Source organism: Neomoorella sulfitireducens (assembly GCF_024733845.1).
In the GTDB taxonomy this organism is placed as follows: Bacteria; Bacillota; DSM-521; order Neomoorellales; family Neomoorellaceae; genus Neomoorella; species Neomoorella sulfitireducens.
In genome coordinates this window covers 149,800-162,332 of sequence record NZ_JANRHG010000006.1, presented here as the reverse complement: position 1 = coordinate 162,332, position 12,533 = coordinate 149,800, and the positions used below count along the sequence as shown (strand labels likewise).

Sequence of the window (12,533 nt, the reverse complement as noted above, 5' to 3'; positions counted from 1 at the left end):
TGTGAAACAGTTTGCCGTCATTGGCCTGGGCCGTTTCGGGTCCAGCGTGGCCCGCACCCTGGCCCGCATGGGCCACCAAGTAATCGCCATTGATAGCGACGAGGCCAAGGTGGAAGCCCTCATGAACGAGGTCACCACGGCCATCCAGGCTGATGCCCGCGATGAGGAAGCCCTGAAGGCGGCGGGCATTCGCAATGTGGACGTGGCCATTGTGGCCATTGGGGAAAATGTCGAGGCCAACATCCTGGTCACTTTAATCGTCAAGGAAATGGGCATCAAGTGCGTGGTCGCCAAGGCTCTGAACGACCTGCACGGTAAAGTCCTGGCTAAAATTGGTGCGGATAAAGTCGTTTTCCCGGAGCGGGATATGGGGGTCAGGGTGGCCCATACCCTTGCTTCTGGCAACGTCCTGGAGCACATCGACCTCTCGCCAGAGTACAGTATTGTGGAGATTGTGGCCCCGGCCAGGGTGGCGGGTAAGACCCTGGGGCAACTGAATTTACGCGCCCAGCATGGTGTAAGTGTCATGGCTATTAAGCGGGACAACAAGATCCTGGCCGCCCCCGGCGCCGATGATGTGGTGGAAGAAGGGGATGTCCTGGTACTGGTAGGACGGAACAAAGCCCTGGAAAGGTTACAGGAAAGCTAAGGTGGAGCTAATCACTTCGGCAGCCAACCGTTATGTGAAGCTGGCCCGCTCCTTAAAGGAACGTTCCTGGCGAGAGAAAAAGGGCTTTTATCTAATCGAGGGTATCCACCTGCTGGAGGAAGCCCTGCAGTCCGGAATACCCCTGGAAGTTGTGTTGTACAGCCCGCAGATTTTTGCTACCTCCCGGGGAGAGCGGCTGGTAGCCGGCCTGCAGCAAGCTGGCTACCGCTGCCTGGCGATAGCGGGAGATTTGATGGCGGCCATCAGTACCACCATTACGCCGCCGGGGGTTGTGGCCGTCGCCCCTATACGGGAGCAACCTCTAGCCGCCCTGCTGGCAACGGTACCGCCTTCCCCCCCTCCCTTCCTTATGATTGCCGCCGCCATCCAGGATCCCGGCAACCTGGGTACCATCTGGCGTACGGCCCTGGGGGCCGGGGCAAAGGGTCTGATATTAACCCGCGGCAGCGTTGACCCCTTCAACCCCAAGGTGGTCCGGGCGGCCATGGGTGCCACTTTTAAACTGCCGGTGGTAAGCGGCGTAGAACCGGGTGTCCTGGCCCGGGAACTAAGGGCCGCCGGGTTGAAGCTCGTAGTGGCCGATGTGGGCGCCCCCCTTACTTTCTGGCAGGCCGACCTGCGCGGGCCCCTGGCTCTGGCCGTGGGGAGCGAGAATCATGGCCCGGGGCCGGAATTACTGGCTGCGGCTACCGCGAGGGTAGGTATTCCCCTGGCAGGGGCGGTGGAATCTTTAAACGCCGCTATTGCAGCAGCCCTCCTCCTTTATGAAGCCCTCCGGCAGCGACAGGGAACATAGGACGCGGTTAAACTACGCCTTGTCACGACAAGTAGAGCTGTGCTATAATTAACCCTGGGGTTATCCCCAAAAGCTCCAGGAAAGGTCGTGATAGGTTGTTCCTGTCGGCGGAGTTCTTCTGGAGGTTGTTCGAAAAAACAGGTTCTATTGCTGCTTACATTATTTACCGCAGGCTGGTTACACAGTAGGTAAAAAATTAAGAATCCAAATGCTATGAATGGGCAAAGTAGCCGGTACGGAACCCACAGGGAGGCGGCGTCGTGGACTGGAAGCGCTGCCGGGGAAAGGCCGCGTGAAGTTCGCCCGGGAGCAGCAGGCTGAAAAGTAAAAAGTAGGCTGCGCCGGTGATCCCACCGTTAGAGGGGAGCGGCATGATGGTGCCGGTATACTTGGGGTGGTGTAGGATATTTTTTAAGCTTTCGTCCCGAAGGGGCGAAGGCTTTTTATTTTGATATACCTGGGGTGAGATAGATGTTAGCAACTATTGAAGCCATGAGAAATGCTGCCCTGTCCCGGATTGCAGCTGCCACCAGCAGTGAGGAACTTGAGGGGATAAGGGTCCAGTATTTAGGCAAGAAAGGGGAACTAACCGGGGTTCTCAGGGGAATGGGCAAACTCTCGCCTGAAGAGCGCCCACGAGTAGGCCAGCTGGCCAACCAGGTCCGGGAGGACCTGGAAAAGGCCCTGCAGGAGGCCAGGGAAGTCCTTTCACGCAGGGAACAGGCCGTCCGCCTACGGGCAGAGGCCATCGACGTTACCCTGCCGGGACGGCCGGTTCCCAGGGGCTACCGCCATCCCCTTTACCAGGCTTTAAATGAAATTAAAGCCATCTTCATAGGTCTGGGCTTTGATGTAGCCGAAGGCCCGGAGGTAGAAAGCGATTATTACAACTTTGAGGCCCTGAATCTTCCTAAAGAACACCCGGCCCGGGATATGCAAGATTCTTTTTATATAACTGAGGATGTTCTGCTCCGGACCCACACTTCTCCCGTCCAGGTACGGGTCATGGAGGCCCGCCGTCCCCGTTTACCCATCCGTATAATCGCCCCGGGCAAGGTTTACCGGCGGGATGATGACGCTACCCACTCGCCCATGTTCTTCCAGGTAGAAGGCTTGCTGGTGGATAGGCGGGTAACTTTTGGCGAATTGAAGGGGACCCTGATGGCCTTTATCAAACAGATGTTTGGTGAGCAGGTGCAGCTGCGTTTCCGGCCCAGCTACTTCCCCTTCACCGAGCCCAGCGCCGAAGTCGACATGTCCTGCGTCATGTGTGGCGGCAGCGGCTGCCGGACATGCGGCCATACCGGCTGGCTGGAAATCCTGGGCTGCGGTATGGTCCATCCCCGGGTGTTAAGCATGTCCGGTTATGACCCGGAAGAGGTGAGCGGTTTTGCCTTCGGCCTGGGGGTAGATAGGGTGGCCATGCTGAAATACGGTATTGATGACCTGCGCCTCTTCTATGAAAACGACCTGCGTTTTTTAAGGCAGTTTTAAAGGGGTGATTGTCCTTGCGCGTTCCGTATAAATGGCTTAAGAAATATGTAGATATCAATCTGTCGCCGGAAGAGCTGGCGGAGAAACTTACCATGGCCGGCCTGGCGGTCGAAAACCTGGAAAGCCTGGCCGCCGGTTTTCAGGGTGTGGTAGCAGGGAAGATCAGGTCTATATCTCCCCATCCTAACGCCGAAAACCTGGTAATCTGCCGGGTTGATACCGGCCGGGAACTGCAGCTGGTAACGGGAGCGCCCAATGTGTACGCCGGCCAGACGGTGGCCGTAGCCCTGGAAGGAGCGCGGTTGCCTGCAGGTAAGGAAATTTACCGGGCCAGCTTTCGCGGCGTAACCTCTGAAGGTATGCTCTGCTCGGCTCAAGAGCTGGGGCTGGATGTAAGCCTTATCTCCCCGGGAGACCGGGAAGGGATCCTTACCCTCCCGCCGGATGCTCCGCCGGGTGCAGATGTTGCCGAAGTCTTAGGGCTCAATGATGTTGTCCTGGTGCTGGAACTTACCCCTAACAGGGCCGATTGCCTTAGCATCCTGGGCGTCGCCCGGGAAGTGGCGGCCCTCACCGGGGCGCCTTTACTCCTCCCGGATATTGACGTACAGGAAGATGAGCGGCGCATTGCGGACCTTGCGACCGTGGAAATTGAAGCGCCTGACCTGTGCGCCCGCTATGTGGCCCGCCTGGTGAGCGGGGTACGTATCGGCCCATCTCCTGCCTGGCTGCAGGCCTGCCTGCGGGCCGCCGGTATGCGCCCGATTAATAACGTGGTGGATATAACCAACTTTGTCATGCTGGAGATGGGACAGCCTTTACATGCTTTTGATTACGACCTCCTGCAGCAGCACGCGATTATCGTTCGTTGCGCGGCAGCAGGAGAAAAAATAAAAACCCTGGATAATGTGGAGCGGGAACTGGATCCGGAGATGCTGGTCATTGCCGACGCCGGCCGGCCTGTAGCCGTAGCCGGCGTCATGGGCGGACTGGAGACGGAGGTCACCTCTGGTACAGTCAATATCCTTATTGAATCGGCCCACTTCGACGGCGCTTCCATCCGCCGTACTTCCCGGAAGCTCGGCTTGCGTTCGGAAGCCTCGACCCGTTTTGAACGTGGTGTCAATTTGGAAGGGGCGGCCGCAGCTGCCGACCGGGCGGCCAGGCTCATGGCAGAACTGGCCGGCGGCAGCGTGGCCAGGGGCAGGCTGGATCGTTATGTAAGGAAGTCCCGGCCGGTAACCATCAGCTTACGGCCGGAGAGGGTAAACTACATCTTAGGGACAGAGCTGGCGCCCCATATCATGAAGGAACTCCTGCAGCGTCTTCACCTGGAAGTTGAAGGGGAAGGGCCGTTCCTTGTTACCATCCCGTCTTACCGGGGCGATTTGACCCGAGAAATCGACCTGGTAGAGGAAATTGCCAGGCTGTACGGTTATAATAACATCCCGGCGAGCCTGCCGGGTAACATCACCGCGCAGGAAAAAGAGACTCAGGGCCAGCGATGGGAGGCAGCCGGGCGGGAGGCGGCAGCAGCGTCCGGCCTTGTAGAAGTCGTTACCTACAGCTTTATCGGGCCCACCGCCCTGGACCAGTTGCAGCTCCCGGACGATCATCCCTGGCGGCGGGTAGTAAAAATCCAGAATCCCCTGAGGGACGAACAGAGCATCATGCGGCCCTCCCTCTTGCCTGGTTTGCTGGAGGTGGCCGGGCGCAATGCCAGCCGCCGGGTGCTGCCGGTGGTCATTTATGAACTTGGACGGGTATTTATTCCTTCAGGCCGGCAGTTACCGGCAGAACCGCTGCGTTTGGGCGGGTTGGTTATGGGGAGTACCGGTAGGGGCTGGAACTGGCCTGCGGGCGAGATGGATTTCTTCTATCTTAAAGGTATTTTAGAAAATATCCTGGACAGGGTAAAAATCAAAAATACCACCTGGGAAGCTACGGCTGATTATCCCTTCCTCCATCCCGGCAGGGCGGCAAATATTAAAGCTGGTGAGACGATCCTTGGATTTGCAGGTGAACTGCATCCGGACGTCCTGGCTGCCTTTGATTTGCCGGCCAGGGCCTGTGTCTTCGAGCTGGACTGGGACTATGCCGGCAGTTTAACCCGGGGGCAGGTTGGTTATGAGCCGTTACCCCGTTTCCCGGCGGTGGAAAGGGACCTGGCGATTGTAGTAGAGGAAAAAGTCCCTGCAGCAGCAGTAGAAGAAATCATCAGGGAGGCAGGCGGGGAACAGCTTAAATACTGCAACCTTTTCGATGTTTACCAGGGGTCTCCTGTACCGGAAGGGTGCAAAAGCCTGGCTTATTCCCTGGTATACCAGTTGCCGGACCGGACCCTGACGGATGCCGAGGTAAATGCCGTGCAGAATAGGATTCAACGGGCCCTGGAGGAACGTTTTGGTGCCAGGCTACGCCAGTGAATTTTAATCCCTGGCAGGATTTTCTATAACTTAAAGCGAACAAACAAAGATATATCCAGGCCGAGGGAGGGGTAAACTTGCTTCAGGCAGAAAAGGTGAATGCTGCTACGGGTAGGACTACGGTCAATATTAACGGACAGGAATACGTAGTGAAGGGGGAAGAGCCGGAATACATCCAGATGCTGGCTTCGTATGTGGATAAAAAGATGCGCCAGGTCAGCCATAAATTCCCCCATTACCCCCCGGTAAAGGTCGCCGTGCTGGCTGCCCTGAACATTGCCGATGAACTTTACAAAGTCCAGCAGGATTATGAAACCCTGGTAAAATTGATACAGGAGGAAAAACGGGGTTGACCAACCTGGAGCTGGCCTGGGCACTAACGGAAATGGGCGACTTGCTTGAATTAAAGGGAGAAGAACCCTTTAAAGTCCGCGCCTATCACCGTGCCGCCCGGGCCCTGGAAAACCTGGAAGAAGAGGCCGCCTCCCTTTATGCCCGGGGTGCCCTGGAAGAGATCCCGGGGGTAGGCAAAAACCTGGCCAAAAAGATAGCCGAGCTTTTAACCACCGGCCGTTCTACCTTTCTGGAAAACTTGCGCCGGGAAATCCCGCCCGGCTTGAGGGAAATGTTAGCTATACCCGGCCTGGGATGCCGTTCGGTACGCCAGATTCACCAGGGCCTGGGCATTACTACCCTGGAAGAGCTGGAAAGGGCGGCCCGGGAAAAACGTATCAGGACCCTGCCTGGACTGGGAAGCAAGACGGAGCTGGCCATCCTGCAGGGCATAGAAATGTTAAAGGAAGTAAGGGAGCAGGTGCCCCTGGGAATAGCCAGACCTCTGGCCCTGCTATTCCAGGACCAGCTCCTCAATATACCAGGGGTTGAGAAGGTAGCCGTAGCCGGCAGCGTCCGCCGCGGTTGCGAGATGGTGGGCGATATCGACCTGGTGGTAGCGGTACGTCCCGGTAACCAGGTGGCGGAAGTCATGGGCCACTGTCCCCAGGTTAAGGAAGTGCTTGCCAGGGAGCCGGACCGTCTTTCCTTAAGGACGGTCCTGGGGGTCAAAGTCGAGATTATCATGGTTCCTCCAGGGGAATTTGCAGCCACCGTATTTTATGCCACCGGTTCTAAAGGTCACAGGAAAGGACTGCTGCGACTGGCATTGGCACGGGGTTTAAAGGCCGCCGATATAGGGTTGATTACACCCCGCTGGCTGGCCGAAGAGGAAGCGGTGAAGGGTGAGGCGGTGCCGGGACTGGAGAAGGGAGAGGAAATTCGCGAGAACAGGGAGATTGAAGCGGAACCGGCGGGAAGTATTGCAGGAGAGGCTGCTTTTTACCATCGCCTGGGTTTACCCTACATCGTACCCGAATTAAGGGAGGACCGGGGCGAGATAGAAGCTGCCTTAAAGGGTGAGTTGCCCCGCCTTATTACTGTGGAAGACATCCGTGGTGACCTGCACATGCACAGCCGCTACAGCGACGGCGTGGAGACAATAGCCGCCACGGCAGCGGCAGCCCGCCGGCGAGGTTACCGCTATCTGGCCATTACCGACCACTCCCGGTCCCTGGTGGTGGCCCGGGGCCTCAGTGTCGAACAGGTGAAGGCCCAGCGGGAGGAAATAGCCCGCTTGAATGACGAACTAGAAGACATTACCATCCTTGCCGGAATTGAAGTCGATATCCTGGCCGACGGCAGCCTGGATTATGAAGATGAAATCTTAAAGGAATTCGACCTGGTCATTGCTTCCGTCCATACAGGCTTCCGCCAGGAAGAAGGGCAGATAATGGCCCGGCTGGAGGCGGCCCTGCGCCATCCTTATGTGGATATTCTGGGACACCCTACCGGCCGCATGCTGGGTCGGCGTCGTCCCTATGCTGTAGACGTCGCCAGGATTATTGAGCTAGCGGCGGAGACGGGCACCATCCTGGAGATCAACGCCAGCCCCGATCGTCTGGACTTAAATGATACGGCCGTCCGCCTGGCGAAAGAATACGGCGTCTCCATAGCCATCAACACCGACGCCCATGATCCTGGCCGCCTGGCAGACATGGAATACGGCGTTCTTACCGCCCGGCGCGGCTGGTTGGAACCGGAGAATGTGGTCAATACATGGGGACTGGAACGACTGCTGGCGAGGCTCAAAAGAAACCGGGAAAAAGGTGGGAAATGACGAGGTGAGACATCCATGCCTAAACGTCTAGGCATCCTTACCGGCGGTGGAGATTGTCCCGGCCTCAATGCCGTCATCCGGGCGGCGACAAAAACGGCCAACAGGTATGGTTATGAGATGATTGGTTTCCTCGACGGTTACACCGGCGTGGTGGAAGGGCGTTACATTAAACTGGACCCGCCGGCCATCTCCGGCCTCCTGCACCGGGGCGGTACCATCCTGGGGACAAACAACCGCAGCAATCCCTTTTACTTCCCCGTTAAAGAAAACGGTGATGTTATTTTCCGTGATATGTCAGACAAGGCCATAGACCGTCTGGAGCAAATGGGCATCGAAGTGCTGCTGGTGGTGGGTGGCGACGGCACCCTGGCCGGGGCCAGGGACTTCAAGGCCAGGGGAGCGCGGGTTATCGGCGTTCCCAAAACCATTGACAACGACCTGGCGGCCACGGATCAGACCTTCGGCTTCGACACGGCCGTCAGGACGGCCACCGAAGCCCTGGACAAGCTGCATACCACGGCCGAATCCCATCACCGGGTCATGGTCCTGGAACTCATGGGCCGCTATGCCGGCTGGATCGCTCTTTACAGCGGCCTGGCCGGCGGGGCCGATGTCATCCTGATACCGGAAATTCCCTGGCATATTGAAAGCGTGCTGAAAAAAATAGAAGCCCGCAGGGCCGAGGGTAAACCTTTCAGTATTGTCGTTGTCGCCGAGGGGGTCAAGTCGCCGGAGGGAGAACTGGTTGTACAGCGTACGGTGGAGGGGAGCGTAGAGAGGGTACGCTTAGGCGGAATTGGTCAGTTGGTAGGGAAGCTAATCGAAGAAAAGAGCGGCATTGAAACCCGGGTGACGGTCCTGGGCCATATCCAGCGGGGCGGCTCGCCGTCGTCCTACGACCGGGTTCTGGCCACCCGTTTCGGCGTCGCGGCAGCGGAGCTGGCCGTCAAGGGCGTCCACGGGGTGATGGTCTGCCTCCAGGGCAATACCATTTCTTACGTTACCCTGGAAGAGGCGGTCGGCAAACCCCGGACCATACCCTTGGATCACCAGCTCCTGGCCACGGCCCGGGCTATAGGCATCAGTTTTGGCGATGATTAGCGAACTTTGGCCGGGTACTTTACCTGGCCTTTCTTAATTCCATGAGGGCCGTTTCCTGGCGGGCGGTCCTACCCAGCAGGTAATTAATATCCAGGGTGATTACGTCGAGGCGTTCATCCAGGTGTTTCCGCAATCTGGCAATGTCATCTCCCCGCAGCTCAAAAGCGTCGAACAGGACGTTGATTTTCGACAAGAGCTCGTTGTCCAGACGGTTTTCAATTCTAATCTGCCTTTGCTGCAGGTAGTCTAGCTGCTTGCTGTGCTGGTCGAGGGTTTCAGTGTGCTGCTGTAAGATTGCCGTATGCTGGTCGAGGGTTTCAGTGTGCTGCTGCAAGATTGCCGTATGCTGGTCGAGGGTTTCAGTGTGCTGCTGCAAGATTGCCGTATGCTGGTTAAGGGTTTCAGTGTGCTGCTGCAAGATTGCCGTATGCTGGTTAAGGGTTTCAGTGTGTTGCTGCAAGATTGCGGTATGCTGTTGTAATGTTTTTTTAATCTCTTCCATTCCCTGAAGGAGCTGTTGCAGGATTTCTTCCATCCGTACTCTCCTTTCCAGGCACATTTATTATGGATACTTCTTCGCCGCCGGGTAAAAAATTCCTCCAGGAGTGGCAGAAAAATTTGTTGCCTTTTGGTTATTAATCGTGCAAAATAGATCTAGAACAAACCTGACCGTATGGGTTTATACGTAACCGGTGCGGGAGGGCGACAAAAATTAATCCTGCGGTAAGGGGCAACCTGAGCCTCAGGGGAGGAGGGAATTACCATGAGGGGTTATTGCTAACGCTTGCCGGCCGATAGTCGGACTGGGAAGCGTTTTTTGGTTGGTTAATGTCGCCTGGAGCTACCGGAATCAAGGGGCATGGCCGGGCTATGAAGGATAAGGCCGGTAAGGAGGATATGGATGGAAAACCGCCTGGGAGTCGTCGGTATAGTTATTGAAGACCGGGAACATATTGCCTCCCGCGTTAATGCCATCCTGAGTGATTACGGCGACTGCATCGTCGGCCGCATGGGTATTCCCTACCGGGAACGGGGCGTGGCCGTTATCGCTTTAATCGTGGACGGGACGACCGACACCATCGGCGCCCTGACGGGAAAACTGGGCAGCCTGCCGGGCGTAAAAGTACGGGCTGCCCTGACGGGTAAAGAGAAGTAACGGCCATGTCAGACGCATTGCCTGCATAAGTATGTCTCTACGGGGGCTGAGGTTTTAGAACGGGTTTATAGCAATGACGGTAGAGGAGGTTCGACTGTGCGAAAGGAATTTGCCACCAGCTTAGAGAAGGCGGCTGCCGGGGAAGAACTTGCCAGGGAAGACATCATAAACCTGCTGGCCGCCGCCCCCGGTGTGGAGGAAGAAGCCCTCTGCCGCCTGGCGGACAGCGTTCGGGCGCGGGTGGCCGGTGATGAGGTTCACCTGCGCGGCGTCATCGAGTTTTCCAATTACTGCCGCCGTCGATGTTATTACTGTGGCCTGCGGGCCGACAATGTTACGTTACGGCGATACCGCTTGATGCCGGAAGATATTGTGGCCGTCGCCAGGCGCGGGGCGGAACTGGGTTACGGCACCATCGTCCTCCAGTCGGGGGAAGACCCCTGGTATACCGGCCCGGTGCTGGCCGGGATAATAAGGGAAATAAAGAAGCTGGGGGTAGCCGTAACCTTGTGCGTGGGGGAGCGCTCCCGGGAAGAATACGCCATGTGGCGGGAGGCCGGGGCGGACCGCTATCTACTGAAACACGAGACGGCCAATGCCGACCTCTATGCCCGCCTGCATCCAGGTATGAACTGGGAGGAGCGCCTCATGTGCCTCCGGTGGCTGCGGGAGCTTGGTTATCAGGTGGGGTCGGGTAACATTATCGGCCTGCCGGGTCAAACTCTGGAGGATCTGGCCGATGATTTAATCCTCCTGCGGCAGCTGGACGTGGAAATGGCAGGCTTAGGCCCCTTTATCCCCCACCCGGCAACACCCCTGGGCGGGGAACCGGCAGGGAGCCTGGACCTTACCTACCGGGTGGTGGCTACCGCCAGGCTGGTCATACCCTATGCCCACTTGCCGGCGACAACGGCGGTGGGCACCCTGGCCCCCAATGGCCGCCAGCTCGCCCTGCAGAGGGGGGCAAATGTCATCATGCCCAACCTAACGCCTACCAAATACCGGGCCGATTATCAAATCTATCCCAATAAGATTTGCGTCACTGAAGGCCCGGAAGACTGCCGTACCTGCCTGGAAGGCATGGTGCGTGCTTTAGGACGGCGGCTGGGGCGGGGACCGGGACACACCTTGAAACCTGTTATGAATTAGATTTTTTCTGAATGGAGGAATTGCCATGCAGCACAATTATCGTGCCGATTTTATCGATCATGAAGAAATAGAGGGTTATCTGGAAGAAGCCAAAGGGGCGACGCGGGATGAAACAGCCCGCATTGTGGAAAAGGCGCGGGAAGCAAAGGGGCTGGAGCCCTATGAAGTGGCCGTGCTGCTCCAGAATGACGATACAGATGTGCGCCGGCTGATGTTTGCCGCCGCCAGGGAAATAAAGGAAAAGATTTACGGCCGGCGTATGGTTCTCTTTGCTCCCCTTTACTTCAGCGACTACTGCGTTAACAACTGCCGCTACTGCGGTTACCGGCGGGACAACAAATTTGAACGCCGTCGCCTGGAACCGGAGGAACTGGAGCGGGAGGTACGTATTTTAGAATCCCTGGGGCATAAACGCCTGGCCCTGGAAGCGGGGGAGGACCCCGTCCACTGCCCCCTTGACTACGTCCTGGAGGTAATCGACCGTATCTATCACATAACCGAGGCCAGGGGCAACATCCGCCGGGTCAATATCAATATCGCCGCGACCACCGTCGACGCCTACCGCCAGTTAAAGGCCGCGGGCATCGGCACCTATATCCTTTTCCAGGAAACCTACCACCGGCCGACCTATGCCTACATGCACCCCGGCGGTCCTAAAGCTGATTACGACTGGCACACTACGGCCATGGACCGGGCCATGGAGGGCGGCATCGACGACGTTGGCCTGGGCGTCCTTTTCGGCCTCTACGATTACAAGTTTGAAGTGATGGGCCTGCTCTACCATGCCCGCCACCTGGAGCAGGCCTTCGGCGTCGGGCCGCATACAATCTCCGTTCCCCGCCTGCGACCGGCTTACGGCATTAACCTGGAGAATTTCCCTTACCTGGTTGAGGATGAAGATTTTAAGAAGATTGTAGCCATCATCCGCCTGGCCGTGCCCTATACCGGCATGATTATATCTACCCGGGAGACGCCGGAACTGCGGACGGAACTTTTAGCCTTAGGATTATCCCAGCTCAGCGCCGGCTCCTGCACCGGTGTAGGCGGCTACGGCCGTCACTATGCTGAAAACAGCGACGACGTACCCCAATTTGAAATCGGCGACCACCGCCACCCGGATGAAGTAATCCGCGACCTGTGCCGGCGCGGTTATCTCCCAAGCTACTGCACGGCCTGCTACCGCCGCGGCCGTACCGGCGATCGCTTTATGGCCCTGGCCAAAACCGGCGAGATCCAGCATGTATGCCAGCCCAACGCCATCCTGACCTTTAAAGAATACCTGCTGGACTACGCCGGTCCGGCTACCCGGGAAGCGGGGGAAGCGGCCATTAGAGAGCACCTGGCCCAGATACCCAGTGAAGCTATACGGGTGGAAACCGAACGCCGCTTGGAGCGCATCGCCGCCGGGGAAAGGGATCTTTATTTTTAATCTGCCTCCCGGCGATTACCTTCATCAACTATAGAAGGAAGGGGTATATTCAACCTGCGACCCTATTTGTTCAGTGTAATTAAAGAGAACCAGGTATTTTTTAGAAATTACCATTAAAAGAGGAAAATCGTCTTAGGTG

At 57.3% G+C, this 12,533-nt stretch carries 11 protein-coding genes; 10 read left to right on the top strand and 1 reads right to left on the bottom strand.

All coding sequences use genetic code 11. From position 1 onward, the window contains the following. The first annotated feature begins 1 nt into the window (after position 1). From NWF31_RS08215 to NWF31_RS08185, 7 genes are all read left to right on the top strand, one after another. Complete coding sequence (locus NWF31_RS08215) at positions 2-649, top strand: potassium channel family protein (RefSeq protein WP_258360017.1); 648 nt, start codon at positions 2-4, stop codon at positions 647-649. Position 650: 1 nt separating this feature from the next. Then, positions 651-1,466: a TrmH family RNA methyltransferase gene (locus NWF31_RS08210; RefSeq protein ID WP_258360016.1), complete on the top strand. Its 816-nt coding sequence runs from the start codon at positions 651-653 to the stop codon at positions 1,464-1,466. A 471-nt stretch (positions 1,467-1,937) separates the two neighbouring features. Further along, the gene (gene pheS, locus NWF31_RS08205) at positions 1,938-2,960 is read left to right on the top strand and encodes a phenylalanine--tRNA ligase subunit alpha (protein WP_258360015.1); all 1,023 of its coding nucleotides are present in this window, start codon (positions 1,938-1,940) and stop codon (positions 2,958-2,960) included. Between the two features lie 14 nt (positions 2,961-2,974). Further along, entirely contained in the window at positions 2,975-5,386 is a 2,412-nt protein-coding gene (gene pheT, locus NWF31_RS08200; protein WP_258360014.1) for a phenylalanine--tRNA ligase subunit beta, read from the top strand. Between the two features lie 77 nt (positions 5,387-5,463). Then, positions 5,464-5,739: a cell division protein ZapA gene (locus tag NWF31_RS08195; RefSeq protein WP_258360013.1), complete on the top strand. Its 276-nt coding sequence runs from the start codon at positions 5,464-5,466 to the stop codon at positions 5,737-5,739. Beyond that, complete coding sequence (locus NWF31_RS08190; RefSeq protein ID WP_258360012.1) at positions 5,736-7,559, top strand: DNA polymerase/3'-5' exonuclease PolX; 1,824 nt, start codon at positions 5,736-5,738, stop codon at positions 7,557-7,559. Before NWF31_RS08195 ends, NWF31_RS08190 begins: the two co-directional genes overlap by 4 nt. 15 nt (positions 7,560-7,574) lie before the next feature. Beyond that, a complete protein-coding gene (locus NWF31_RS08185) occupies positions 7,575-8,660 on the top strand; it encodes a 6-phosphofructokinase (protein WP_258360011.1) in 1,086 nt (361 codons plus the stop codon). A gap of 19 nt (positions 8,661-8,679) precedes the next feature. Here NWF31_RS08185 and NWF31_RS08180 read toward each other — a convergent pair whose 3' ends face one another. Next, the gene (locus NWF31_RS08180) at positions 8,680-9,195 is read right to left on the bottom strand and encodes a hypothetical protein (protein WP_258360010.1); all 516 of its coding nucleotides are present in this window, start codon (positions 9,193-9,195) and stop codon (positions 8,680-8,682) included. Positions 9,196-9,561: 366 nt separating this feature from the next. Here NWF31_RS08180 and NWF31_RS08175 point away from each other — a divergent pair, with 366 nt between their 5' ends. The 3 genes from NWF31_RS08175 (at position 9,562) to hydG (ending at position 12,394) form a co-directional block, all read left to right on the top strand. Next, positions 9,562-9,816 carry a TM1266 family iron-only hydrogenase system putative regulator gene (locus NWF31_RS08175; RefSeq protein WP_258360009.1) on the top strand — a complete coding sequence of 85 codons (255 nt, stop codon included), beginning with the start codon at positions 9,562-9,564 and terminating at the stop codon, positions 9,814-9,816. Between the two features lie 96 nt (positions 9,817-9,912). Further along, positions 9,913-10,965: a [FeFe] hydrogenase H-cluster radical SAM maturase HydE gene (gene hydE / locus NWF31_RS08170; RefSeq protein ID WP_258360008.1), complete on the top strand. Its 1,053-nt coding sequence runs from the start codon at positions 9,913-9,915 to the stop codon at positions 10,963-10,965. A 25-nt stretch (positions 10,966-10,990) separates the two neighbouring features. Continuing rightward, the gene (gene hydG, locus NWF31_RS08165; RefSeq protein ID WP_258360007.1) at positions 10,991-12,394 is read left to right on the top strand and encodes a [FeFe] hydrogenase H-cluster radical SAM maturase HydG; all 1,404 of its coding nucleotides are present in this window, start codon (positions 10,991-10,993) and stop codon (positions 12,392-12,394) included. Positions 12,395-12,533: the final 139 nt, after the last annotated feature.

What these genes read in the sequence shown, in the direction of transcription:
- pheS (WP_258360015.1), top strand. Translation starts at nt 1,938, where the DNA reads ATGTTAGCAACTATTGAAGCCATGAGAAATGCTGCCCTGTCCCGGATT.
- NWF31_RS08185 (WP_258360011.1), top strand. Translation starts at nt 7,575, where the DNA reads ATGCCTAAACGTCTAGGCATCCTTACCGGCGGTGGAGATTGTCCCGGC.
- NWF31_RS08180 (WP_258360010.1), bottom strand. Translation starts at nt 9,195, where the DNA reads ATGGAAGAAATCCTGCAACAGCTCCTTCAGGGAATGGAAGAGATTAAA.
- NWF31_RS08175 (WP_258360009.1), top strand. Translation starts at nt 9,562, where the DNA reads ATGGAAAACCGCCTGGGAGTCGTCGGTATAGTTATTGAAGACCGGGAA.
- hydG (WP_258360007.1), top strand. Translation starts at nt 10,991, where the DNA reads ATGCAGCACAATTATCGTGCCGATTTTATCGATCATGAAGAAATAGAG.